Below are 25668 nucleotides of genomic sequence, written 5' to 3'. Positions count from 1 at the left end.
GTCAGTAAGCGATAACCTCGCAAAGCACACTGCATCCGGATAAAATTATGGTTTAATATAGCCAATTGCATTGTTTCGACACACTTACATGGAATCCCCTGATGTTAAAAATCTTCAATACAATGAGTCGCCAAAAAGAGGAATTCAAACCTATTCATGCCCAAGAGGTTGGCATGTACGTGTGTGGTATTACCGTTTACGATTTGTGTCACATTGGCCACGGCCGTACTTTTGTTGCCTTCGATGTCGTCGCGCGTTACCTGCGTTATCTCGGTTATAACCTGAAGTACGTGCGCAACATTACCGATATCGACGATAAAATTATTAAACGCGCTAACGAAAATGGCGAAGATTTTGTTGCGCTGGTTGACCGCATGGTGGCCGAAATGCACACCGATTTCGACGCGCTGAATATTTTGCGCCCGGACAGCGAGCCGCGCGCGACAAAACATATCCCAGACATCATCGAAATTGTTGAACAGCTTATCGAGCGTAATCATGCGTATGTTGCCAGCAACGGCGACGTGATGTTCTCCGTTGAATCCGATGCGGATTACGGCAAGCTTTCCCGTCAGGATTTAGAGCAATTACAAGCGGGTGCTCGTGTGGAAGTTGAAGCCAACGTGAAGCGCAATCCGATGGACTTCGTGCTGTGGAAAATGTCTAAGCCGGGCGAACCAAGCTGGTCATCGCCATGGGGTGAAGGCCGTCCAGGCTGGCACATTGAATGTTCCGCAATGAACTGCAAACAGCTTGGCAATCATTTTGATATTCATGGCGGCGGTTCAGACCTGATGTTCCCGCACCACGAAAACGAAATTGCGCAGTCAACCTGTGCGCACGGCGGTGAGTACGTCAACACCTGGATGCACTCCGGGATGGTGATGGTCGATCGTGAGAAAATGTCTAAATCTCTGGGCAACTTCTTCACTGTGCGTGACGTGTTGAAGTATTACGATGCAGAAACTATTCGCTACTTCCTGATGTCCGGTCACTATCGCAGCCAACTGAACTACAGCGAAGAAAACCTGAAGCAGGCGCGCACATCGTTGGAACGTTTGTACACCGCACTGCGTGGCACTGACACCAACGCTCAACCCGCTGGTGGCGAGGCATTTGAAGCCCGTTTCCGCGAAGCGATGGACGATGACTTCAACACGCCGGAAGCTTATTCCGTGCTGTTTGATATGGCGCGTGAAGTCAACCGACTGAAAACAGAAGATGTGAACGCAGCAAACGGCCTGGCGGCGGCGTTGCGTCAGCTTTCAGCCGTGCTGGGCTTACTTGAGCAAGAACCAGAAGCTTTCCTGCAAAGCAGCGTGCAGGCGGATGACGGCGAAGTGGCTGAAATCGAAGCGCTAATCAAACAGCGTAACGATGCGCGCCAGTCGAAAGATTGGGCGCTGGCAGACCAGGCTCGCGATCGTCTGAACGAAATGGGTATCGTGCTGGAAGATGGCCCGCAGGGGACAACCTGGCGTAGAAAATAATTTTTATTCAGCTAGTGATAAAGAAAGCGGCGTAAGCCGCTTTTTTTTATCGACTACTATATTGGTAATAGAAATTGAAAAGGGTTGGTTCATGGCTGTCAACAATAATAGTGGTGAAACACCGCCTCCTTCTCTGTATCCACTTCGCCCTTATGAAGAAATGGCCGTTTTGCGGCAGGCACTTTCTGGCGTTGGCACAGAGCAGTGTTTTAATTCGAATGAAGAAATTTACGCCGCTCGGGAGAATGATAAATCACTCTATTTGTTCACTGATGGGTACTTTTCGTTTATTCGTGTCAGTGATGGCTTAGTGCTTTCGTCCGCGAGAGGCGAGATGATTTACGGCATTGCAGAGTGCATGCGCCCACGTGGCGGTTGGTTTTTGAAAATAGAAGAACCCTGCAAAGCACGAGTGGTTCCAGTGGATCAGGCATTCGAAATCTTTACCCAACAGAATTTATGGCAAACTGTCGCCAGCCTGCTTACCTGGTTTATACAGGTTTATTCTGTGCGTGAAGAGCATCTGTTGGGGGTGACAGCATATGTCATGATCCGTAATAAATTACTTGAATTGAATATCCTGACACCTGAATTACGCAGTGCCATTAATGTAACGGACTATATTCAGGAACGCACACAACTGGCGCGCAGCACTATTATGGCAATATTGAGTCAATTACGGCGTGGTGAGTATATTGAGATCAAGCGCGGTAAATTAATTTCGATTAAACATTTACCGAAAGAGTATTAAAAAAGGCCCATCAGTTGATAGGCCTTTATCATAAATAAGCGGTTTTATGAGTTGCGAATCAAATAATCAAATGCGCTCAGAGAGGCTTTCGCACCTTCGCCGGTCGCGATAATGATTTGTTTGTACGGGACGGTAGTGCAGTCCCCCGCAGCAAATACACCCTTCACGGTCGTTTCACATTTCGCATCAATGATAATCTCACCCATGCGGTTGCGCTCAACGCTGCCTTCCAGCCAGTTCGTGTTTGGCAGCAGGCCGATTTGTACGAAAATCCCCGCCAGCTCAATCTCGTGAACGTGTTCAGTAATACGATCTTTGTACTGTAAACCGGTGACTTTCGCGCCATCGCCTTTCACTTCCAGCGTTTGCGCATTCAAAATGATGTCGACGTTTTTCAGGCTGCGAACTTTATTCTGCAAGACCTGGTCGGCTTTCATTTCTGGCGCGAACTCCAGCAACGTCACGTGTTCGACAATACCCGCCAGATCAATAGCTGCTTCAACGCCTGAGTTACCGCCACCGATCACCGCCACGCGTTTACCTTTAAACAGCGGGCCATCGCAGTGTGGGCAATACGTCACGCCTTTGGTGCGGTACTGTTCTTCGCCTGGAACATTCATATTGCGCCATTTCGCACCGGTCGCAATGATGATGCTGCGAGCACTCAGCGTGGCGCCAGACGCAGTTTGAATCTGATGCAAACCACCTTCGGTTTTCGCCGGGATCAGTTTGCTGGCACTTTGCGTGTCGATAACATCCACATCGTAATCATCAACGTGTGCTTTCAGTGCGCCCGCCAGTTTTTGACCTTCAGTCTTCGGTACGGAAATGTAGTTTTCGATATCAACGGTATCTAATACCTGGCCACCAAAACGCTCGCCCATCAGGCCGGTACGAATGCCTTTACGTGCGGAGTAAACCGCTGCTGCCGCACCCGCTGGGCCGCTGCCGACAATTAACACATCGTAGGCTTCACGTTTATTCAGCGCTTCGGCAGCACGTTTTTCGGCACCGGTATCAATCTTACCGACGATTTCAGCCAGCGTCATACGCCCCTGGCCGAACTCTTTACCGTTCAGGAATACCGCTGGCACGCCCATGACGTTGCGCTCCTGAATTTCATTCTGGAACACACCACCGTCAATCGCGGTATGGCTGATTCGCGGGTTCAACACGCTCATCAGGTTCAGCGCTTGTACCACGTCCGGGCAGTTGTGGCAGGAGAGCGAATAATAAGTTTCGAAATGGAAATCGCCATCGATCTCGCGGATCTGCTCAAGCAAATCTTGCGACTCTTTCGACGGATGTCCTCCGATCTGCAGCAATGCCAGCACCAGAGAAGTAAATTCGTGTCCGAGTGGAGAACCGGCAAAACGCGGGCCTGTATTGGAACCCGGATTAGTAATCAGAAATGACGGCTTGCGCACCGGCAAATCGTTATTAATGCTGAAAGAAACTTTGTCAGATAGCTGTGCGATTTCAGCCAGTAATTCACCCACTTCAGAAGATTTGACGCTGCCATCCAGAGTTGCAATTAACTCAACAGGTTTGGTGATTTTCTCAAGATAGGCTTTGAGTTGGGTTTTTAAATTAATGTCGAGCATGTTGCGTCTCCCTATTGGCAAGAAAAAATCGGCTGCAAGCGCAGCCGATAAGCGTTATTCAATTTGAAGAGGATTAAATTTTGCCGACCAGATCTAATGACGGAGACAATGTCGCTTCGCCTTCTTTCCACTTAGCCGGGCAAACTTCACCTGGGTGAGAAGACACGTACTGAGCGGCTTTCACTTTACGCAGCAGGTCAGATGCATCACGGCCAATGCCTTCAGCTGTCACTTCGATAGCCTGAATAATGCCCTGTGGGTCAACAATAAAGGTCCCACGGTCTGCCAGGCCTTGGTCTTCACGCATGATTTCGAAGTTACGAGTCAATGCACCAGTTGGGTCGCCGATCATCGCGTATTTGATTTTAGCGATGGTGTCAGAGCTGCTGTGCCATGCTTTGTGGGTGAAATGGGTGTCTGTAGAAACAGAGTAAATATCCACGCCCAGTTTCTGGAATTCGTCGTAATGGTCAGCAACATCGCCCAGTTCAGTTGGGCATACAAAAGTGAAGTCAGCCGGGTAGAAGAAGAAAACGCTCCAGCGACCTTCTACGTCCTGCTCGGTAACTTCAATGAATTCACCGTTTTTAAAAGCGCTGTTTTTGAATGGTTTGATTTTTGTATTAATTAAAGACATCTGTACTTCCTCCGTTTTGCGATGGGAGAAAGATAACGAAGTTTCGCGTTTCGCTCTAATGGGTAGGTTGTATTGAATTGATAAGTAATACCTACCAATCGAAACGACAGGCATAAAAAAAGCCACCCCTTGCGGAGTGGCCTCTTAATGTTGCGCGTTACAATTCCACTTTAAAAAATCATAACAGCGGCGGGATTAAATCACTGATGCGCTGAACGGGTCAATCCACTCAAGCGTTGTATTAACGATGGTTCTAATAGCTGGCAGCTATTAATCATGCACGTCGATGACGTCCGGGATACGTACAATTCCGAAATGCATGTCACTTTCATGTCAGAGAAATTGCAGGAGTGTGACAACACAGCTAGATTTAGCGCACATACGTTTTTATGTACATTTTTGCGCAATGGCGCAGGTTCATTTCGAGGGTTAGGCGTTGTCGGAAATGCTTTCAATTGTGTTGTTTGTCGCAGCCATTGCCGTGTACGCCGTTAAAGCTGGACGTAACGTTTGGTGGTTTAGTGTCATCCTGCTTATTTTGGGATTATATATCGTCCTGAACGTGACGTTTGTCGCCAGTAACTACTTCACCGGTGAAGGTATCAACGACGCGGTGCTTTATACCCTGACCAGCAGCCTGACGGGCGCCGGAACAGGCAAATACATTCTTCCTGGGGTTGGAGTGTTTGTTGTTCTGGTCGCCGTATTTGGTGGGTTGGCCTGGATTCTGCGTCGCCGTAAAGGCTATCCCCATCACTTTGGATATAGCCTGCTGGCAATTGTTTTGGCGCTGGCCTCGGTGGATGCGTCACCTGCTTTTCGCCAGGTGACAGAACTGGTTACATCACAAACTCGTGCGGGTGATTCTGATTTCGATGTTTATTACAAAGTCCCCCATGGCACCATTAATAATCCGAAACTTAACCTCGTTTATATTTATGGCGAAAGTCTTGAACGCACTTATCTGGAACCGGAATACTTCCCTGACTTAGCGCCGGAATTAACGGGGCTAAAAAATGAAGGAATAGATTTCAGCCATACCGTGCAATTACCCGGCACTGATTACACCATTGCCGGAATGGTCGCCTCACAATGTGGTATTCCATTGTTTGCGCCGTTCGAGGGGAACTCTTCGGCTTCGATGTCGAGTTTCTTCCCGAAAAATATCTGCCTGGGTGACATCCTGAAAGCCTCGGGTTATGAAAACTACTTTATGCAGGGCGCAGACTTGCGTTTTGCTGGCAAAGACATCTTTTTACAGTCTCATGGTTTCGACTATATGTACGGGGCTCAAGAGCTGAAAAGCCTGGTTGCCGACCCAAACTATCGCAATAACTGGGGCTTCTACGACGATACGGTGCTGGATGAAGTCTATGAAAAGTATATTGAACTGTCGAAAGCAAACAAACGGTTCTCCCTGTTTACGTTAACCGTCGATACGCACCATCCAGACGGTTTTATTTCAAAAACGTGCAAGCGTCGCAGTTACAACTTTGACGGCAAACAAAACCTGTCGTTTGGCGCGGTAGCCTGTAGCCAGGAACATATCGCCGCGTTGATCGAAAAGATAAAAGCGTCACCGTATTTTAAAAATACGGTGATTGTCGTTTCTTCTGATCATCTCGCCATGAATAACACCGCCTACAAATACCTTAATCAGCACGATAGAAATAACCTGTTCTTTATTATTCGTGGTGATAAACCGCAGGCAGACCTGGTGCCGGTAAAACGCAGTACTCTGGATAACGGAGCCACGGTGCTGGATGTTCTGGGGGGCGATAATTATCTTGGCTTAGGGCGCAGCAGTTTGTCCGGGCAGTCGATAGCCGCCGTATTTCTTAACGTAAAAGAAAAGGTGATGGCGTGGAAACCCGACGTCATTGATCTGTGGAATTTCCCTAAAACAATCACCCAATATGAGATAAACCAGCAGAAAAACACCTTCAGCTATTCCGGGGCACATTTTAAAATGCCATTGCTGCTGCGTATTCTGGATAAGAAAATCGAGCCATTACCGGAAAGCGAGTATTCTGCACCGCTGCGCTACCAACTGGCTGATTTTAAAGAAAACGACAAATTTATTTGGGCCGACCGCTGCTTCAAAATGGCGCGTTTGTGGGAGCCAAAACTGGCACTTTCCACCGGACTGTGTGTCGCCCAGGGGCAAATGGGCGGGCAGCCGTCAGTGCGTTTAATTGAACAACCGCAGGAACAACATGCGGTGCAATTTATCCAGCAAGCCACCGACAAGGCGCGTTTTAAAAATAATGTGGCACTGCTGAAACTGGATGAAAACGCCATTCGCTACCAGGCCGATAGCTTTATTTTCAATATCCCCGGCGCTCCGCAAAATGTGAAAGCGTTTACCGGGATTTCCCGTCCTGAAAATTGGGGGCGCTGGTCAAATGCCAATCTGGCACCGGAAGTGAAAATCGAATATGCCGAGCCGTTGCCGGAGAAATTTGACCTGATCATTACAGCCAAAGCATTTGGCCCAAATATCGGCCAGCCGGTGCCGGTAAAAGTGGGAAGCCAGCAGCAGACGTTAACACTTGGCGAAGAACTCAGTACCACTACGCTGCATTTTGATAATCCTGAGCGCAGTAGCCTGGTGGAAATTATTCCACCACAGCCACAGTTATCGAATGAAGGTAATATTCTTGGTCATGAACCGCGCAAGCTGGGGATTGGAATGGAAGATATTAAAGTGGTGCCAGCCGCGTAGAATAAAACGGCCCTCATCCCGGCCTTCTCCCCCAGGAGAAGGGGAAGGTCAAAACAGCTCGCCCTCATCCCGGCCTTCTCCCCCAGGAGAAGGGGAAGGTCAAAACAACGCGCCCTCATCCCAACCTTCTCCCCCAGGATAAGGGGAAAAGGTTACCCCGCACGGGAGAGGGCTGCCTGCTTCGCTAAGCACAGACGCATCACTCAGGGCAGCGATACACATTCCCGGTCAGCGTTACGTTTGTTTGCTCGCTGCTGCCGGAGCCGTTATAGGCGCTGCCGGTCTGGCCTGCACGCTGAGTCAAAATAGACACCACATTGCCACCCATATTAGCTGCCTGGTTTTTCAGGTCGTTACGCGCACCGGTTTCCAGGTTACTGTTTGATGTCCAGCCGCCGGTCACGAAATTCCCCTGGCTGCCGGTTACATCGCCGAGGAATTTACACTCTTTGCCTGGCTCGTTGTTGGTTACGCGCACGTGTTGAGCCTGTGAGTTCACGCTGTTAGCACTACACCCCGCCAGCAGAACGGCCAGTGTAATAAGAGTTAGTTTTTTCATCGTGTTTCCTGGTAGGTATATTCAAATGCAAATAGATGCGCTGAATAATATCGACAGAAAAAAACTACCGAACGAGAAGATTCTTAAAACAGGAATGCCCATTGAGGGAATAAATAAAATTCGATTAATCGTTGAGGCGCCGTTTATTGATGTAATTAAATTGTTGATTTTGATTGGGAGATTAAAGAATGGATGTTATTAAACTGCGAAATAATAATTATGGCGCCCGGTAATCTACCAGGCGCCACGGTTAAATATTATAAAATACCTTGTCCTGCCATTGCGTCAGCCACTTTTACAAAGCCCGCAATATTCGCGCCGCGAACATAATGCGTTTGCTTATCTTCACCGCCGTAATTCACACAGGCTTCGTGAATATCCAGCATGATGTGATGCAGACGGACATCCACTTTTTCTGATTTCCAGCTCAGGCGAGCGGCATTCTGCGCCATCTCAAGGCCTGATGTTGCCACGCCACCCGCGTTAGCGGCTTTGCCTGGTGCAAACAACACGCCCGCATCAATAAACAAATTGGTGGCTTCAATGGTGGTCGGCATATTCGCGCCTTCTGCCACGGCTTTCACACCGTTGGCAATCAGCGTGCGTGCCGCGTCGGTATCCAGTTCATTTTGCGTGGCACACGGTAGCGCGATATCTACCGGCACGTTCCACGGTTGCTGGCCTTCGAGGTATTGCAGGCCGAACTCTTTCGCATAATCGGCAACGCGCCCGTCACGGCTGGATTTGATTTCAGTCAGACGAGCCAGTTTCTCGGTGGTGAAGCCTGCTTCATCAACGACGGTGCCGTTGGAGTCAGAAGCGGTAATGACGCGAGCTCCCAGAGAGAGTGCTTTTTCGATGGCATATTGCGCCACGTTGCCGGAACCAGAAACGGCGACGCGCATCCCTTCAAAGCCCAGACCATGACGCTTGAGCATCGCATCGGTGAAATAGATTAGGCCGTAACCAGTGGCTTCCGGGCGAATCAGGCTTCCGCCAAACGAAAGACCTTTGCCGGTGAACACGCAAGCTGTGTTGTTGGAGAGTTTTTTCATCATCCCCGCCATAAAGCCCACTTCACGCCCGCCAACGCCAATATCACCTGCCGGGACGTCAGTATCTGGCCCCAAATGGCGGTACAGTTCAAGCATCAACGCCTGGCAAAAACGCATGATCTCGCCTTCGCTTTTACCTTTAGGGTTAAAATCGCTACCGCCTTTACCCCCGCCCATCGGCAGCGTGGTGAGTGCGTTTTTGAAGGTTTGCTCAAAGCCTAAGAATTTCAGAATGGAAAGGTTAACGGATGGATGGAAGCGCATCCCGCCTTTAAATGGCCCAATCGCGGAGCTGAATTGCACACGCCAGGCGCGGTTCACCTGGACCTGATTTTTGTCATCAACCCAGGTCACGCGGAACTGAATCACACGCTCGGGTTCGACTAAACGCTCCAGCAGCGCAGAGCGACGGTATTGAGGATTTTGTTCGAGGAAAGGCCACAGCGTGGTCATGACTTCGCGTACTGCCTGAGCAAATTCAGGTTGGTGTGGATCGCGTTGTTGTACAGAAGAGAGGAACGATTCCAGAGAAAGCGAATTTTCCATAGATTAATGAGTCCTTGTTATAAGTGATGTTATAGATGTGTGTGTTCTTTCGAATATAACATTCACTTATTACCGAACCGCAAGTCATTTCTCTTTATCCTCACTCAAACCGTATTAATGTTATTAATTGCGTAGCGTTACCTTTCCATACTGCCTTGAATTTACTGTCTTTTTGATAGGGTCCGAGTGATTGGTTGAGCGTCAGAATCATGTGCTTTTGTTCAATTTTACATATGGATGCCGCTGAAAAATCAAAGTAGCGCCCGACGTGGCGAAACAAAGCTTTAAATAAACTTTCTTTGGCTGAAAACACTAACGTTAACGCGTAATTAAAGGGGAGGGGGGATGCAGCAAGAAGTTCTCTCTCAGCGCTTTCAATAATTCCGTCGTAAATATCCCACGCCACCGCTGGCGCAATTATTTCTTCGTAGTCGATTCCCATTCCTACACGCAAAAGGGGATCATCAGCCACAACCGTTGCCATTGCGACATTGCCGCTGTGCGTAATACTGCCGGTAAATCCGGGTGGCCAGCAAGGTTCGCGGTGTAACCCGATTCCAGGAACAAAATCTGTGACTCCATGAAAACGCAGCGCTTCACGGGCGGCAATTCTGCCGGCCAGGTGTTCGGCCTGGCGCTTTTTCGACGCGTGGGACAAACGTGGGTGATGGGGCAGCCATAGCAAATCGTGTGGCTCAAGTGTGGAAGCGTCAAAGTCGATGCGGAAAATGCGCTGGGTGGTGCCGGGGAAAATAAAGTTTGAAGCCTGGATTTGCATAATACTCTGCCTGAAAGGGCTGCCCTCACCCTAACCCTCTCCCACGGGGAGAGGGGATGATCAATTTTCACCTTCTCCCACAGGGAGAAGGCCGGGATGAGGGCGGTTTTGCACACTTAGAAGTGGGTATTCAAACTCACATAATAAGTACGACCAGACTCGTTATACGTTGCGGCACCTGCACCATACATATAACCGGCATCGCCGCCTGTGGTTTGGGCATTACCCGCGCGCCAGTGACGTTCGTCGAACAGGTTATCAATCCCCGTCGTCAGACTGATGTTTTTGGTCGCATCCCAGGTTCCACTCAGGCCAACAATGCTATAAGGGCTAACTTCGTTGGTTTCAGGTCCTGTCGCAGGCTGACCTTTGTAGTTGTACTTCTTCGGTTGCTGTTTGCCATACCAGGTAAAGGTCGATTGCACAGAAATATCCTGACGAATCTGCCAGCTCAGCATGGAGTTCAACGTATATTCCGGAATAACCGACAGGCGCTCGCCGGTTTCTTTGTTCTTACTTTGCAGCATGTAAGTGACGTTATTGGTCCAGTTTACGGTGTTTGAAACCGGTACGTTCAATGTCCCTTCCAGGCCTTCAACAACGGCTTTAGGAATATTTTCCCACTGATAAATATCCGTTTTAGTGCTGCCTTTTGAAGTCTGACCGATAGGCGCGTAACCCGCTTCAATCTTGTCGCGGTAGTCGTTACGGAACCAGGTCACGCCGGCAAGCCAGCCGTCACGTTTGAACTCAAGGCCGATCTCTTTGTTGATGCTGGTTTCAGCTTTAAGATCTTCATTACCCATCATGTAGCAACCCACGCCGGTACCGCTGGCGTAGCAACCCTGGCCTTTGCTGTACAGAATGTAGTTAGGGTTGGTTTGATACAGGCTTGGCGCTTTATACGCCTGGGCGATACCCATTTTCAGGGTGAAGTCGTCGCCCAAACCTTGAGACAGGTTCAGAGACGGGCTCCAGTTGTTACCCACAATGCTGTGATGATCAAAACGCAAGCCCGGCGTCAGCATGGTGCTGTCCGTCAACTCCATGTTGTCTTCAGCAAACAGGGAGAAGATTTCTGCCTGGGAGTACGGGCTACGGTTAGTCCCGCTCATGCCAGGAATGTTGCCACCCATAAAGGTCTGATTGTTCGAAGACAGATCCTTCATTTTTTGCTGGTTCCACTCGGTACCCAGCGTCAGGTTCTGGTTGAAAACGAGATCAATCGGAATATTCACTTCGCTGTGCAAAAGCACATCGCTCAGGTCGATATCACTGAATTTATCGCTGGAGAAGATCCCCTCAGTACCGCCCGCCAGCCCTTCCTGCATACGCGAGTTACGGGTGTGCTCGTACTGCACCCAGTTGCTGGTTGTCAGGCCATTATCCCAACCGCCGTTCCAGGTCAGTGAGTAGCTCTGGCGATAAAGACGGTTAGTTTCGTTGCCGTAGTTATCTTTAACGATTTGGTTGGTGTTGGTGTTTTGCGTATCGCCGGAATACAGGTTGCCCTGGCGGCTGTAGCCCGCTTCCAGTTCCAGTGACTGCATCGGCGCAAAGTCCCAGCGCACCACGCCATTCACGTCTTTATTGGTCACGCCTTCGCGGCCTGCTGGCAGCGTATCAGCGTAAATCCCGGTACGTTCAGATTGGTGACCCTGGTTAATGTCCCAGGCATCGGCCTGGGTTTTATCCAGATTGCCGTACAAACGGAAGCTGAAATCTCCGCCCAGCGGGCCGCTCAGGCTAAAGTTGGTACGTTTGGTTGAGCCTTCATCATTGTGTTCAGGCGCATTGAGGTAAGTGTTCCAGGAACCGTGCCACTCGCCGCTGCCTTTTTTGGTGATGATATTCACCACGCCACCGGCGGCACCGTTGCCGTAACGTGCGGCGGCAGGGCCACGGATAACTTCAATACGTTCAACCATTTCCGGTGGAACCCAGCTTGCATCGCCGCGCGTATCACGCTCGCCACGCCAGCCCAGACGCACCGAGTTACGGCTGGTGACCGGTTTACCATCGATGAGAATCAGGGTGTTTTCCGGGCCCATGCCGCGAATATCGATCTGGCGACCGTTCCCGCGCTGGCCGCTGGTGGAGTTACCGGTGAGGTTCACACCCGGCATGGTGCGGACGATTTCGGAAATATCCCGTGCCGGGGGGCGTTTTTTCAGTTCTTCAGCGGTGATGGTTGAAACGCCTGGTGCCTGCAAGTTTTGCTCGGCAGCAGTAACCACCATGGTGTCTTCGTCTGCGGGATTCTGTGTGTTGTCAGTGTCTGTCGCAGCGGCCTGAGCCGTTGCGGATGTCGCTTGCTCTGCTGCAAAGGCAGGTTGAGCGACACCGTATATCCCCAAATTAATTAGCATTGCGAGGGAATAGTTAATTTTTTTATTCATTATGGCGGCCTGCTTTTCCGCTGAGCCCGGTGTCATTCCATTCCCAGAGGGAGCGGGCGCAGCATGATTTCACGTATTGATACCGAGATCTGTCCGGCAACGGCCCCGAAATGAGGGATTTGTGCGTTCAAGTTCGGCAATTTATTGTTTTTGCACCAGGAAGCGGGTAGCCCAAAGCGCGGAAATACGCTATTGCAAATGCAAATAATTATCAATAGTATTATCAATATATTTCAGCTTTATTGATCGTTATCATTAATTTCATAGGGTTATGTGGAAGTGACAATTTTGCTTACAGGAAGTGAGGGCTGGTGGCAGGAAAAGCAGATGCAGGGAATTCCGCACATTACCTGCGAAAATGATGGCCAGTGTGCCGTCACTTTCTTATGGCGAGATCCGCAAGGCTGTGAAAAAACCTCACCGATTAAACGGGTCTGGATTTATGTCACGGGCGTCACCGACCATCACCAACGTTCTCGCCCACAAACCCTGGAGCGCGTGCCCGGAACGGATGTCTGGCAATGGCAAACTCAACTCAGCAGCACGTGGCGCGGCAGTTATTGTTTCATTCCATCGACCCGTGAAGATGATTTCCCGCCGGAAGCCTTTGACGGTATTGCGGCCGAACGTATAGCGCTGCGTGAAGGCTGGCGCAAACTGCTGCCGCAGGCGATTGCCGACCCACTCAACTCTGAAAGCTGGCTCGGCGGGCGCGGACATCCGATGTCGGCGCTGCATCTTCCTGATGCGCCAAAACAAGCAGGTTGGGACAAACCGAACACCCCGCATGCCGCTCCACTTTGTATAACCTGGCAAAGTCAGCGTTTGGATAACCAACGCAATGTCTGGATATTCTCAACCGGTGACGCGCAGCCAGAACAGCGCCCGTTAGCCATTTTGCTCGATGGGCAATTTTGGGCGGAAGGTATGCCGGTGTGGCCTGCGCTACAGGCTCAAACGGATGCCGGCGCGCTGCCGCCAGCGGTTTACGTGCTGATTGATGTTATCGACAACGCGACTCGCAACAGCGAACTCCCGTGTAATGCTCAGTTCTGGCAAGCGGTTCAGGAAGAGTTATTACCGCAGTTACGCGAGCTTATTCGCTGGAATGAAAATCCAGAAACGACGGTGGTGGCCGGGCAAAGTTTTGGCGGGCTTTCATCGCTTTACGCCGCACTCCACTGGCCGGAACAATTTGGCTGTGTGCTGAGCCAGTCCGGCTCTTACTGGTGGCCGCGTCGTGAGACAAATCAACAAGGCGGATTGTTAATACAGCAACTCGAAGAGGGGTTTGCGTGTGACAAACCGCTGCGCATCTATCTTGAAGCCGGGGTCAGAGAACCTCTCATTCATCAGGTTAATCAACGTTTATTCCCCTTACTGCTACAAACGCAGCGCGATGTTTTCTATCGCGAGGTTGACGGCGGGCACGATGCGCTTTGCTGGCGTGGTGGCTTGACGGATGGTTTAGCATGGCTTTGGAGAGAATATGGAATTCAGTAACCCTTTCGACGCGCCACAGGGACGTTTTTTTATCCTTGAAAATACGCTACAGCAGTTCAGCTTATGGCCTGAACATTGTGCATTACCGGATGGCTGGGTGGTGGTTTGTGAACCTGCACCAAACGAAGAATGCCAGCGTTGGCTACTCGCCAACTGGACACAGCTGCAACCCGCAACATTTGCGAAAGAAGGGGTGAACGGTGAGTGAATTAACCATGGTAGATCAGCAAACCGACACCTTACCGCTGGTGGCGGCGCAGCCCGGCATCTGGATGGCAGATCAGCTTTCGCCTCAGGCGAATGCGTGGAGTGTGGCGCATTACGTTGAAATAGAAAGTGTGGAATTAAACGGTGAGCTTAACGAAACGCTTCTGTGCCAGGCGATTATCGCGGGCATGAAAGAAGCCGATACCCTTTGCATGCGTTTTAGCGAAGTGGATGGTGAAGCGCGCCAGTGGATCGATCCCGCCACAATTTTTACGCCACCCATTTGCCGCGACCTGCGTGACGAGGCTGAACCTGAAGCCGTAGCGCTGGCTTTCATGCGCGACGACCTCGAGCAGGATTTACGCATCAATAGCGGTAAGCCGCTCTACCATCATCAACTGTTGCGTGTCAGCGAAACGCGCTGGTTCTGGTATCAACGTTTTCATCATTTGGTGGTGGATGGCTTCAGCTTCACCGCAATTACCCGCCGAATTGCCAATATTTATAGCGCATATTGCCAAAGCCAGGCGCCGGAACCCAGCCCGTTTACCCCCTTCAGCGAAGTGGTCGCGGAATACGAACATTACCGCACAACGCCAGCCTTCCAGCGTGATGCCGCATTTTGGGTAAGTCGTGCTAAACAGTTGCCGCCCCCTGCCACGCTATCAACACAGCCGTTGAATGGCACGGGCTCCACCACGCAACTGATTCGCCAGTCGCTCAGTTTTGATAACGCCGATTTCCACGCGCTGGTGGAAAACGCACGTCTTCACAACCTGACTGCCGCCGATATGGCATTAGGTCTGGTGGCCTTGTGGCTTGGGCGTTTAAGCGGCCGCGCTGATTATTCTGCGGGCTTCATCTTTATGCGTCGCATGGGTTCCGCAGCATTATGCGCAACCGGCCCGGTGTTAAACGTGCTGCCGTTTGGCGTGAGTATCGAACCGAACTTTACGCTGCCACAGCTCGCGGCAAATATTGCGAAAGAACTTAAAAGCATGCGCCGTTATCAGCGCTACGACGCCGAACAAATCCAGCGTGACCTGGGGAAAATTTCCAGCGGTGAACCGCTTTATGGCCCGGTGCTGAACCTGAAAATGTTTGATTACCGCCTCGATTTCAATGGCATCGATGGCATTACGCATCAACTGGCTTCCGGCCCGGTTCGTGACCTGGAAATTGCGATCTATATCAGCGAACAAGGCGAATTCTCCCTTGAAATGCTGGCAAATTCTGAACGCTATGATGCAAACACTTTGCAGCAACATCTCGCTCGTATGCCACTACTTTTGCGCCAGTTTGCGGTCAATCCCTCATTACGTTGTGTTGATGCCCAACTGCTGCACGATTGCGAAAGCGCATTACTCGAAAGCGTCAATGCCACGCAAGTTTCCATTCCTGAAACCACGTTAAGTGCGCTGATTGCCGAACAGGTACGGCGTACGCCAGATGCCCCCGCGCTGGCCGATGAAAACCACAAGTTTAGCTATCGCGAGATGCACGAACAGGTGCAGGCTTTGGCGCATCAGCTTCTCGAACGTGGCGTGAAACCCGGCGATGTGGTTGCGGTGGCGCTGCCTCGCTCGGTGTTTTTATCACTGGCATTGCAGGCCATTGTGGAGGTGGGTGCCGCCTGGTTGCCGCTGGATACCGGTTATCCTGACGACCGCCTGCATATGATGATCGAAGATGCGGCTCCGCGTTTGCTGCTGGCATCAGACGATCAATTGCCGCGCTTTAGTGCCATCAACGGTCTGCAAACCTTCTGCTATCAGAACGTGTTGCCAACGGATGATGTACCGGATCTTCAGCATCTCTCGTCCCCAGAACATACCGCGTATGTGATTTTCACTTCCGGTTCTACAGGCCGTCCGAAAGGGGTCATGGTGGGGCAACAGGCCATCGTTAACCGGCTGTTGTGGATGCAAAACCACTATCCATTGACGCACGATGATGTGGTTTTACAGAAAACGCCGTGCAGTTTTGATGTCTCGGTATGGGAGTTTTTCTGGCCGTATATTGTCGGTGCACGGTTGGTGATGGCGCCGCCAGAAGCGCACCGTGACCCGGAGGCGTTGCAGCAGTTATTCGCTCGCTACCGTGTGACGACCACGCATTTTGTTCCGTCGATGTTGAGCGCGTTTGTCGCAGCATTAACCGACGACGCAGCGATTGCGAGTTGCGCCACTTTGCGCCGCGTTTTCTGTAGCGGCGAAGCACTGCCAACCGAGCTTTGTCGCCAGTGGGAACAACTCACTCATGCGCCATTGCACAATCTTTACGGGCCAACCGAAGCCGCCGTTGACGTGAGTTGGTATCCGGCATTTGGCGATGAATTAGCTCAAGTTACTGGCAGCAGCGTGCCGATTGGCTGGCCGGTGTGGAATACCGGTTTACGGATTCTGGACTCGGCGATGCGTCCGGTACCTGTGGGGATTGCAGGCGATCTTTATCTCACCGGTATTCAACTGGCGCAGGGCTATTTATCTCGCCCGGATCTGACTGCCAGCCGCTTTGTCGCCGATCCTTTTGCCGCAGGCGAGCGGATGTATCGAACGGGAGATGTGGCGCGTTGGCTCGAAAACGGTGCCGTGGAATATCTTGGGCGCAGCGATGATCAGTTGAAAATTCGCGGCCAGCGCATTGAGTTAGGTGATATCGACCGTGCTTTGCAAGCATTACCGGATATCGCGCAAGCCGTCACTCATGCCTGTGTGCTGAATCAGGCGGCGGTAAGCGGCGGTGATGCACGCCAGTTGGTGGGTTATCTGGTGTCGGCTACGGAGAAGGTGTTGCCCGTTGATGCGCTGCGCGAGCAACTCTGCGCCGTGCTACCTGCGCATATGGTGCCCGTGGCGTTGATCCAATTGGATGAATTCCCGCTGAGCGCCAACGGCAAACTGGACAGAAAGGCCTTGCCGTTGCCTGAGCTGGCGTTGCGTGGTTCCGGACGTGCGCCTGAGTCGAATCTTGAAATCGTCATAGCAGATGCTTTTTCCCAGCTACTGGGCTGCGAAATTCAGTCTGTTGATGACGACTTCTTTGCTCTCGGCGGCCATTCATTGCTGGCAATGCGCCTGGCGGCAGAATTGCGCCGCACTCTTGCAAGGCCAGTGACGGTAGGGCAGGTGATGGTGGCATCTACCGTCGCCCAGCTCGCACAAACACTGGCGCAAGAGCAGAGCGAAGAAGAAGCCAGTCGTGCAGGTTTTGATACGGTGCTGCCTCTGCGTAAAAGCTATGGGTCAACGTTATATTGCTTCCATCCTGCTTCTGGTTTTGCGTGGCAATTTAGTGTGTTGCAGCGTTACCTCGACCCACGCTGGTCAATTACCGGCATTCAGTCGCCACGCCCAACAGGCCCGATGCAGCAGGCTGAAAATCTGGCGCAAGTTTGTGAAACACATCTGCAAACCCTGCGCGAACTCCAGCCGCATGGCCCGTATTATCTGATGGGATATTCGTTGGGCGGCACGCTGGCACAAGGCATTGCAGCACGGCTTGAGGCGGCAGGTGAGGAAGTGGCTTTCCTTGGTCTGCTCGATACCTGGCCGCCAGAAACGCAAAACTGGGCCGAAAAGGGGGCGAACGAACTCGATCCGGCGGTGTTGGAAGAGATCAACCGTGAGCGTGAAGCTTTCGTTGCGGCTCAAAAAGGGCAGGCAAGTGACGCATTATTCCAGGCCATCGAAGGCAACTACGGCGATGCGGTACGCTTGCTAAGCACCGCGCAAAGTGTGCCGTTTAGCGGCAAAGCCACGCTGTTTGTGGCGGAGCGAACGTTACCGCAAGGAATGGACCCGCATAAAACCTGGGCTCCCTGGATAGGTGAACTGGACGTGTTCCACCTGGATTGCGCCCATGTCGATATTATTTCCCCGAAAGCGTTTGAGGAGATTGGGCCGGTATTGCTGCGGGTGCTTGCGTAGTTAAACAATAACGGCGAATGAAGTTTCTTCATTCGCCGCTTCTTTTATGCAGCCCGGGTTTTGCGTTCCAGCATCTCACTGAGTGTGATGATGCGGCTGATCTCTTCCTGGGTGCGAGGATCGTTCTGGATTTCCCAGATATCCACATTGGTTTGCAAATTGAGCCAAAAATCCACGGAAGTATCAAACGCCTTAGCCAGTCTGAACGCCATGTCAGGTGTCAGTTTGCTGTTGTTATTGAGCAGCTTGCTGACCGTGTTGCGATGTACCTGGAGCATATCAGCCAGATCGGTCACTCGCAGGCCAGTAGGTTCGAGATACTCGTATAAAAGCACGTCGCCGACGGTGGTGGGTTTACGTTGTGCCTGGACCATTATTCATCCTTATTGTGCTGTTTCTGACCGAATCATCTATACAATTTGTAACTGTGGTCATCGAGGTAAATATCGTGCGCTTTACCATCGCGCCAGATGAAGATCAGTCTGTACTGGCTGTTGACGCGTATTGATGAATAGCCATTTAACGGTGCTCTGAGATCTTCGTAACGATTTGCAGGAGGCGATCGCAAATCCTTATAGGTTACGGCTGCATTAATTAAATCTAACTTGCGTGCCAAAGTGCTGACGATATCGGAAGGAATTTTTCGATGATGTCTGGTGAACAAAAAGAAATCTTCAAGCCATGCATCTCTAAAACTGCTTATCGTGCGCATCTTCTCCATGATGCTGGTTCCATCTAATTGACCGGATGGGCAGTAAAACATGAATTGCACTTTTGCACAGTTCAAGTGTGCGCCCTTGCGAAGCACTACGCAAACTTTTAATCAGTTAATTTTTCTTACCCGCGCCCCAAAGGCACAACCAGCGGCGTATGCGCCACCGGGTCTTCAATAATCATGCAGCGCAGGCCATAAATCGCCTCGATAAGTTCCGGCGTGACAATCTCGGTCGGTGCGCCTTCGGCCACAATTTTGCCATCGCGCAGGGCGATTAAATGCGTGGCGTAGCGGCAGGCCTGGTTCAAATCGTGCAGTACCGCCGCAAGCGTAAAGCCTTGTTTTTGGTTCAGTTCGCGCAGTAATTCGAGTAAATCAATTTGATGGCTGATATCAAGCCAGGTCGTTGGTTCGTCCAGCAGCAGGATGGATGTTTCCTGTGCCAGCACCATGGCAATCCAGGCGCGTTGGCGCTGGCCGCCGGAAAGGGTGTCTACCGGCTGATCGGCTAAATCTTCAATGTTTGTGGCTTTCAACGCCCGTTCTACCGCCTGGCTGTCCTCTTCCCGCCAACGGGAAAACATCGGCTGATGCGGATAACGCCCACGCGCGACCAGTTCTGCCACGCTGATATCGCCCGGTGCGCTGGCATTTTGCGCCAATAGCCCTACGCGTCGCGCCACCTCTTTAGTCGCGAAACGGTGTATTTCGTTGCCGTCCAACCAGACCTGGCCTTGCATCGGTTTCATCAGGCGGCTTAGCGTGCGCAGCAGTGTCGATTTGCCACAGCCGTTGGGGCCGATAATCGCGGTAAATTGCCCGTCGGGGATGGCGACGGTCAAGCCATCTGCCACCACATGATTGCCATATCCCAGCGTCAGTTTTTCGCCATGTAGGCGCGATGGTGAGGAAATCTGACTCATTTCTTACGGGACTCCTGAATCAACAACGCAATTAAATAGATGCCGCCGAGGCTGACGGTGACCACACCGACCGGCAGCTGATACGGCATGAAGAGTTGCTGGGCGCAAAGGTCTGCCGCCAGCAGCAAAGTGGCACCACATAAAGCAGATTGCATCAGACCCCAGCGTGAGGTGCCGCTTAACCGGCGGGCAATGTGCGGGGCGACGAGAGCGATAAATGAAATCGGCCCGGCAAGCGCTGTCGCTGCGGCAGTCAGAATGACGCCTGTTAACATCAGCAGCAGGCGCGAACGCTCAACCGAAACACCCAATGCACAGGTGCTGTCATCGCCCATTTCCAGTAAACGCATACGGCGAACCAATAACGCGCCTGCGATTAACGCCAACAACATCAACGGTGCGGCAGGGTAAATTTTGGCCCACGTCAAACCGTTGAGCGAACCGGCATTCCAGAGCCCTGCGGATATCGCGGTTTCCAGCGACGCGTGCAGTAACAGCCAGGTGTTAAACGCCACCAGCATGGCGCGAACGCCGATACCAATAATGATTAAACGGAAGGTTTCGATACCGTTACGCCAGGCGAGCATCCAGACAATCAGCGCGGTGATGATACCGCCAGCCATTGCTGAACCGGCAATCGCTGTCTGATGTTGACCAAACAGCACCATCGCAATCAGCACGCCGCTCCAGGCACCGGTGTTAAAGCCCATGACATCCGGGCTGCCGAGGGGGTTGCGCATCAGCGACTGGAAGATGGCACCGCTTACGCCAAGTGCTGCGCCAATCAATAGCGCCATCATGACGCGCGGCAAGCGCCATTCGACCACCACTAAAGAGATATTGCGCGGCGCGAAACCGAGGAGGGCGTCGATAACCTGGCGGGCTGAGAGCGGCAACACGCCACTGCCCAGGCTCCATAATCCGAGCGCACAGCTGAGAACGAATAAACACAGGCAACTCATTAACAGGCGAGGGGAAGGGGAATTCATTGCCCGACTCCTTTGCGGCTGCGGCGCACCAGATAAATCAACATCGGCGCACCGATAAACGCGCTGACGACCGAAACGCGCAGCTCGCCCGGCACCAACATGCGGCCAATAATATCGGCGAAAAGTAACAGTGCCGGGGTGGCAATCAACGTGGCGGGGAGTGACCAGCGGTGGTCAGCGCCCATCAGCCAGCGCGCCAGGTGCGGCATCATTAGGCCGATAAAAGCAATCGGCCCAACGGCGGCGGTGGCACTGCCACACAGCAACGTAATCGCGACTAAACCCAGCAGTTGGGTACGCGCCACTTTGCTGCCAAGTGCGGTCGCGGTGTCGGTGCCCATGCTCAGGCTGTTTAGCGAACGGCTGATAAACAGTGCAATCGCGCAGCCCGTCAGTACCGGCAGCACGATAATTTTCAGGGTTTCGAGGGTGCGAATATCCAGCGTTCCGGCTTGCCAGAATCGTAACTGGTCATAGACAACCGGATTTAACAGCGCGATGCCGTTGCTCATGCCTTCAAGTACCGCGCCAAGCGCCACGCCCGCAAGCGTTAAGCGCACCGGGCTCAACTGCCCACCGCCCTGGCTTCCGGTAAACGCCACCACCAGTGCGGCAGATAATGCGCCAGCAAACGCCAGCCCAAGTAGCGCAACCGGCGATGAAAGGCTCCACACGGCGGCACCCAACACAATGGCAAAGCTGGCACCGGCATTGACGCCAAGCAGGCCGGGATCGGCGAGAGGATTACGGGTCAGAGTTTGCATCAACGCGCCCGCAAGTCCGAGTGCGCCTCCGGCGAGAATGCCTGCCAGCGTGCGAGGGAGACGGGCATCAAGCACGATGGTGCAATCAGCACTTTGGCACTGGCCGCTGAGTGCATCCATAACCACCGCAACGGGCAGTGATTTTGCGCCCAGCAGCAGGCTGAGAGTTGCCATCAATAACAGCAAAAACAATAAGATAAGCAGTATTGATAACCGCGAGACAGACATAAGGTTCTTTCCCTGAAAAATTGCCCTCATCCCAACCTTCTCCCACAGGAGAAGGAGAAAACCGTACAGCCCCTCTCCCTTAGGATAAGGTGAAAACCGCTTATTCCTCAGGCGAAGACGAATACCGATTTTTCCCCTCTCCCTGGGGAGAGGGTTAGGGTGAGGGGAGGGCCACCAACACAAGATAATATTTAGCAGTAAATTAAATGATAGTTATTATCATTATCACTCTTATTTGTTTATGTTAGCATGAGCCGCCTCGCACCTGGAAAGAAAAATTCGCTTTAAGGCCATGTAATGAACCGCAATTCTTTGTTGCTCAATCTGAGTTTGCTCAAGACCCATCCCGCTTTTCGCGCTGTTTTCCTCGCCCGTTTTATTTCAATTGTGTCTCTGGGGTTACTCGGCGTCGCGGTGCCAGTACAAATCCAGACGCTGACCGGCTCTTCCTTGCAGGTTGGGCTTGCGGTGACGCTAACCGGCAGCGCGATGTTTATCGGCCTGATGATGGGGGGCGTACTGGCTGACCGTCACGAGCGTCGTCGTCTTATCTTGCTGGCGCGCTCTACCTGCGGCGTGGGTTTTATTGGCCTGACGATTAACGCCGCTTTGCCGGAACCCTCGCTTGCCGTGATTTACCTGCTTGGCGTGTGGGATGGTTTCTTTGGCGCACTGGGCGTGACCGCATTATTAGCCGCAACTCCCGCACTGGTGGGGCGTGAGAATTTAATGCAGGCGAGCGCGATTACCATGCTTACGGTGCGCCTCGGTTCAGTGATTTCACCGATGATCGGCGGGCTGTTGCTGGCGTCCGGCGGCGTGGTGTGGAACTACGCGCTGGCGTCAGTCGGCACCTTTATTACGTTATTGCCGTTGCTGAGTTTGCCGAAACTGGCGCCGCCGCCGCAAGCGCGTGAAAACCCGCTGCTTTCATTGTGGAACGGGCTACGTTTTCTGGTCGGCAACCCGGTTATTGGTGGCATTGCGTTAGTTGGCGCGTTGCTGACGATGGCGAGCGCGGTGCGCGTGCTCTATCCCGCGCTGGCAGGCCACTGGCAGATGAGTGCGGGCCAAATCGGTCTGATGTACGCCGCCGTTCCGCTGGGTGCGGCCATTGGCGCATTGACCAGCGGGCGCATTGCCCATCACGCCCGTCCCGGCCTGATTATGCTGGCGGCGGGGATTGTTTCGTTTATCTCGATTGGCATGTTCAGCCTGATGCCGGTTTGGGGGTTAGGACTTGCCTGCCTTGCGCTGTTTGGCTATCTCAGTGCGATCAGTTCTTTGTTGCAATACACCTTAATTCAGACGCTGACGCCGGACGGAATGTTAGGCCGCATTAACGGTTTGTGGACCGCGCAAAACGTGACGGGTGATGCGATAGGTGCCGCTATTTTAGGAAGCCTGACGGTGGCGATGACGCCGGTTGCTGCGGCCAGTTCTAGCGGGCTGGCATTGACGGTGTGCGGGGTTGTTCTGGCGATCGTTCTGGTGCAATTACGCCGTTATCAGCAAGCCGCTCCGGCTGAAGTGGTCGCTTCCCCTTCTCCTCAGGCTGGTAACCGACGCTGATATTCAGGCAACGAATCCCCTCACCCTAACCCTCTCCCACAGGAGAGGGGACTGTCCCGTATTCTACTGACTGGCAAATAACTGACTCATGCGCGCGAGTATCTGAGTGGCACTGTAATAATCCAGACGGAAAGTTTCGGTGCCCAGCGCATAAACACGCTTCTGTTGCACGGCGGGCAGATGCGAGAGCAAAGGGTTGGCTTCCAGCGCCGTGGCGTCTTTCTCATCGCTGGCGAACAGGAACAGGCTCTCGCCATTCAAACCCGCAGCCAGGTTTTCACCGCCGAGTTGCACGATGTCATGGCGCTTGCCCATGCTTTTGCTGGCCTGAATGGCCGCAGGCAACGTCGACAGTGTAAAGCCAAGCTGCTGGAGTAATTTCCCTTGCGCGGATTGCTCAGTCCACAGGTTCGCCGAGTGAGAAGCGGGCGTGTAAACCAGCGCGGTGACGGGCTGTGGCGGCAGCACCATGCGCTGTTTGGCTTCGTTTAATTGCTTATCAAAGCTTGCGATACGCTCAGCGGCTTGTTTTTCGTGCCCGGTTATCTCGCCAAGTTGAGTCAGTAATTGCTGCCAGCTTTTGTCGTCGTAATTAATCACCAGCGTCGGCGCAATCGCTGAAAGCTGGTCATAAAGGGTGAGGGCGGAATCACCGCCGGTGGCGCTTATCAAAATCAGGTCAGGCATTTGTGCGGCCACGGCTTCGGCGCTGGCTTCACCAATATATAAACGCTGAACATGACGCGCTTTAGCCACATCGCCCCACTGGCGCAGGAAACCTTGTGAATCCCCCATGCGATTGCCTGGCGTAGTCGCACCACTTGCTACTACCGGTGCGTCAATCGCCAATAGCGAACCGGTCAGCGTTACGCTTGTGGAAACAATGCGCACAGGAGCCTGCTCCAGCGTGTGTGTGCCGTGGCTGTCGGTAAGGGTTCGGGGCCAGTCACCGGCATGAGCGAGGTGACTCAAACTTAACAATACAAGCGTGGGAATTGTTAAAAAAAATTTGACCTTTGTTGACAGCATGTACTTTTCTCTTTAGGTTACGACTCCGAAAAGCAAATGATAATCATTATTACTATCTTTTGTCATGTTTTTACGGAGAGTTCATGGAAACGTTACTGGCTGAGGAACGACTCGAGAAACAGCTAACACCTTGTGCAGATAGCTTTTTCTTTATGTCGCCATATCGGAGTTTTTCAACAAGCGGCTGCTTCGCTCGCCTTGATAGCCCGGCGCTGGATGGCGCAAATCCCCATGGTCACCTGCAAACAACATTGCGTGAAGCGTTTGAAAACGCCAAAAAACACGGTATCGAAAAGCCCGTTGTGGTCGGCGCCATTCCGTTTGATCCCCGCCAGGCTTCAGCCCTGTTTATTCCCGAACGCTGGCAGCCGTTCTCACGCGCCGAACGACAGAACGACGCCCGCCACACCGGCGCGTCAAAACCGCTAAACATTGCTGCGCGTAAAGCGATTCCCGAACAAGACAAATTTATGGAAATGGTGGCGCAGGCCGCCGCCGCAACGGCGCAGCCGGATATCGACAAAGTCGTGCTCTCGCGCCTGATTGATATCGAAACCCAAACACCGATTGATCTCGATGGGCTGCTCAATAATTTGATTAGCCAAAACCCAACCAGCTACAACTTCCACGTCCCGTTGCCGGACGGCAGTTCACTGGTGGGCGCCAGCCCGGAATTGCTATTACGCAAATCCGGCAAGAATTTTAGTTCGTTACCGCTGGCAGGTTCCGCCCGTCGCGACAGAGAAAATATCCAGCGCGACGCAGAGATTGGCGCGCAACTGCTGCGTTCCACCAAAGACCGCCACGAACACGGACTGGTGACGCAGGCGATGCAGACGGTTTTGCAGCCGCACAGCCAATCGTTGACGCTCTCTGATACGCCAGAACTGATCACTACGCCGACGTTATGGCACCTCGCCACTCCGATTTACGGCCAGATTAAAGACAGCCAGGACAATGCGTTATCGCTCGCCTGTTTGCTGCATCCCACACCTGCACTGAGCGGCTTCCCGCATGATGTGGCGCAAAAACTCATTGCCGAACTGGAACCGTTTGACCGCGAACTGTTTGGCGGCATCGTCGGCTGGTGTGACGCCGAGGGTAACGGCGAGTGGGTGGTGACCATTCGCTGCGCACGCGTAGGCGGCAATCAGGTGCGCCTGTTTGCGGGTGCTGGCATCGTGCCTGCGTCGTCGCCGGAATCGGAATGGCGCGAAACCGGCGTCAAACTATCCACCATGCTCCGGGTATTTGGGCTTAATTAA

Annotated in this window: 20 protein-coding genes; 8 read left to right on the top strand and 12 right to left on the bottom strand. The window is 52.5% G+C overall.

Features of this window, described 5'->3' with window-relative positions:
* Positions 1 to 101: 101 nt before the first annotated feature.
* Both cysS and RHD99_RS18510 read left to right on the top strand, forming a co-directional pair.
* Positions 102 to 1490: a cysteine--tRNA ligase gene (cysS, locus tag RHD99_RS18515; RefSeq protein WP_309875809.1), complete on the top strand. Its 1389-nt coding sequence runs from the start codon at positions 102 to 104 to the stop codon at positions 1488 to 1490.
* Between the two features lie 91 nt (positions 1491 to 1581).
* Positions 1582 to 2241, top strand: a complete 660-nt coding sequence (locus tag RHD99_RS18510) for a helix-turn-helix domain-containing protein (RefSeq protein ID WP_309875806.1) — start codon at positions 1582 to 1584, stop codon at positions 2239 to 2241.
* Between the two features lie 44 nt (positions 2242 to 2285).
* Here RHD99_RS18510 and ahpF read toward each other — a convergent pair whose 3' ends face one another.
* On the bottom strand, positions 2286 to 3845 hold the full coding sequence (gene ahpF / locus RHD99_RS18505; protein ID WP_309875804.1) for an alkyl hydroperoxide reductase subunit F: 1560 nt from the start codon (positions 3843 to 3845) through the stop codon (positions 2286 to 2288).
* A gap of 73 nt (positions 3846 to 3918) precedes the next feature.
* Entirely contained in the window at positions 3919 to 4482 is a 564-nt protein-coding gene (gene ahpC / locus RHD99_RS18500; protein WP_309875802.1) for an alkyl hydroperoxide reductase subunit C, read from the bottom strand.
* A gap of 436 nt (positions 4483 to 4918) precedes the next feature.
* Here ahpC and opgB point away from each other — a divergent pair, with 436 nt between their 5' ends.
* Complete coding sequence (gene opgB / locus RHD99_RS18495; RefSeq protein ID WP_309875800.1) at positions 4919 to 7207, top strand: phosphatidylglycerol--membrane-oligosaccharide glycerophosphotransferase; 2289 nt, start codon at positions 4919 to 4921, stop codon at positions 7205 to 7207.
* Positions 7208 to 7406: 199 nt separating this feature from the next.
* On the opposite strand, the gene RHD99_RS18490 is transcribed toward opgB, so the two are convergent.
* From RHD99_RS18490 to RHD99_RS18475, 4 genes are all read right to left on the bottom strand, one after another.
* Positions 7407 to 7766 (bottom strand): DUF4156 domain-containing protein, encoded by a 360-nt coding sequence (locus RHD99_RS18490; RefSeq protein WP_183271253.1) that lies wholly within the window; start codon positions 7764 to 7766, stop codon positions 7407 to 7409.
* A 257-nt stretch (positions 7767 to 8023) separates the two neighbouring features.
* The gene (gene gdhA, locus RHD99_RS18485; protein ID WP_183271252.1) at positions 8024 to 9367 is read right to left on the bottom strand and encodes an NADP-specific glutamate dehydrogenase; all 1344 of its coding nucleotides are present in this window, start codon (positions 9365 to 9367) and stop codon (positions 8024 to 8026) included.
* 100 nt (positions 9368 to 9467) lie between these two features.
* On the bottom strand, positions 9468 to 10145 hold the full coding sequence (gene entD / locus RHD99_RS18480) for an enterobactin synthase subunit EntD (RefSeq protein WP_309875798.1): 678 nt from the start codon (positions 10143 to 10145) through the stop codon (positions 9468 to 9470).
* Between the two features lie 116 nt (positions 10146 to 10261).
* Entirely contained in the window at positions 10262 to 12544 is a 2283-nt protein-coding gene (locus RHD99_RS18475; RefSeq protein WP_309875796.1) for a TonB-dependent siderophore receptor, read from the bottom strand.
* Between the two features lie 327 nt (positions 12545 to 12871).
* On the opposite strand from RHD99_RS18475, the gene fes reads away from it, so the two are divergent.
* From fes to RHD99_RS18460, 3 genes are read left to right on the top strand one after another with little or no spacing between them, the layout of a single operon-like run.
* Positions 12872 to 14047, top strand: coding sequence for an enterochelin esterase (gene fes / locus RHD99_RS18470; RefSeq protein ID WP_309875793.1), 1176 nt, complete (start codon positions 12872 to 12874; stop codon positions 14045 to 14047).
* On the top strand, positions 14034 to 14255 hold the full coding sequence (locus RHD99_RS18465) for an MbtH family protein (RefSeq protein WP_309875792.1): 222 nt from the start codon (positions 14034 to 14036) through the stop codon (positions 14253 to 14255). Before fes ends, RHD99_RS18465 begins: the two co-directional genes overlap by 14 nt.
* A 7-nt stretch (positions 14256 to 14262) precedes the next feature.
* Positions 14263 to 18183 carry an enterobactin synthase subunit F gene (locus RHD99_RS18460; RefSeq protein ID WP_309879210.1) on the top strand — a complete coding sequence of 1307 codons (3921 nt, stop codon included), beginning with the start codon at positions 14263 to 14265 and terminating at the stop codon, positions 18181 to 18183.
* A 44-nt stretch (positions 18184 to 18227) separates the two neighbouring features.
* Here RHD99_RS18460 and RHD99_RS18455 read toward each other — a convergent pair whose 3' ends face one another.
* The 5 genes from RHD99_RS18455 to fepD all read right to left on the bottom strand — a co-directional run bounded on the left by RHD99_RS18455 (position 18228) and on the right by fepD (position 21802).
* Complete coding sequence (locus tag RHD99_RS18455; protein ID WP_183271247.1) at positions 18228 to 18557, bottom strand: HigA family addiction module antitoxin; 330 nt, start codon at positions 18555 to 18557, stop codon at positions 18228 to 18230.
* Positions 18558 to 18589: 32 nt separating this feature from the next.
* Positions 18590 to 18904 (bottom strand): type II toxin-antitoxin system RelE/ParE family toxin, encoded by a 315-nt coding sequence (locus RHD99_RS18450; protein ID WP_183271246.1) that lies wholly within the window; start codon positions 18902 to 18904, stop codon positions 18590 to 18592.
* Between the two features lie 116 nt (positions 18905 to 19020).
* Positions 19021 to 19821, bottom strand: coding sequence for an iron-enterobactin ABC transporter ATP-binding protein (fepC, locus tag RHD99_RS18445; protein ID WP_309875790.1), 801 nt, complete (start codon positions 19819 to 19821; stop codon positions 19021 to 19023).
* Entirely contained in the window at positions 19818 to 20810 is a 993-nt protein-coding gene (fepG, locus tag RHD99_RS18440; RefSeq protein ID WP_309875789.1) for an iron-enterobactin ABC transporter permease, read from the bottom strand. Before fepG ends, fepC begins: the two co-directional genes overlap by 4 nt.
* Positions 20807 to 21802, bottom strand: a complete 996-nt coding sequence (gene fepD, locus RHD99_RS18435; RefSeq protein WP_183271243.1) for a Fe(3+)-siderophore ABC transporter permease — start codon at positions 21800 to 21802, stop codon at positions 20807 to 20809. The genes fepG and fepD overlap by 4 nt, the downstream gene beginning before the upstream one ends.
* 297 nt (positions 21803 to 22099) lie before the next feature.
* On the opposite strand from fepD, the gene entS reads away from it, so the two are divergent.
* Positions 22100 to 23374: an enterobactin transporter EntS gene (gene entS, locus RHD99_RS18430; RefSeq protein ID WP_309875788.1), complete on the top strand. Its 1275-nt coding sequence runs from the start codon at positions 22100 to 22102 to the stop codon at positions 23372 to 23374.
* A gap of 63 nt (positions 23375 to 23437) precedes the next feature.
* On the opposite strand, the gene fepB is transcribed toward entS, so the two are convergent.
* Positions 23438 to 24403 (bottom strand): Fe2+-enterobactin ABC transporter substrate-binding protein, encoded by a 966-nt coding sequence (fepB, locus tag RHD99_RS18425; protein WP_309875786.1) that lies wholly within the window; start codon positions 24401 to 24403, stop codon positions 23438 to 23440.
* 83 nt (positions 24404 to 24486) lie between these two features.
* Here fepB and entC point away from each other — a divergent pair, with 83 nt between their 5' ends.
* Positions 24487 to 25668: an isochorismate synthase EntC gene (gene entC / locus RHD99_RS18420; RefSeq protein WP_309875785.1), complete on the top strand. Its 1182-nt coding sequence runs from the start codon at positions 24487 to 24489 to the stop codon at positions 25666 to 25668.

The organism is Buttiauxella selenatireducens, from assembly GCF_031432975.1.
In the GTDB taxonomy this organism is placed as follows: domain Bacteria; phylum Pseudomonadota; class Gammaproteobacteria; order Enterobacterales; family Enterobacteriaceae; genus Buttiauxella; species Buttiauxella selenatireducens.
This window is presented reverse-complemented; position numbering and strand designations above follow the sequence as displayed.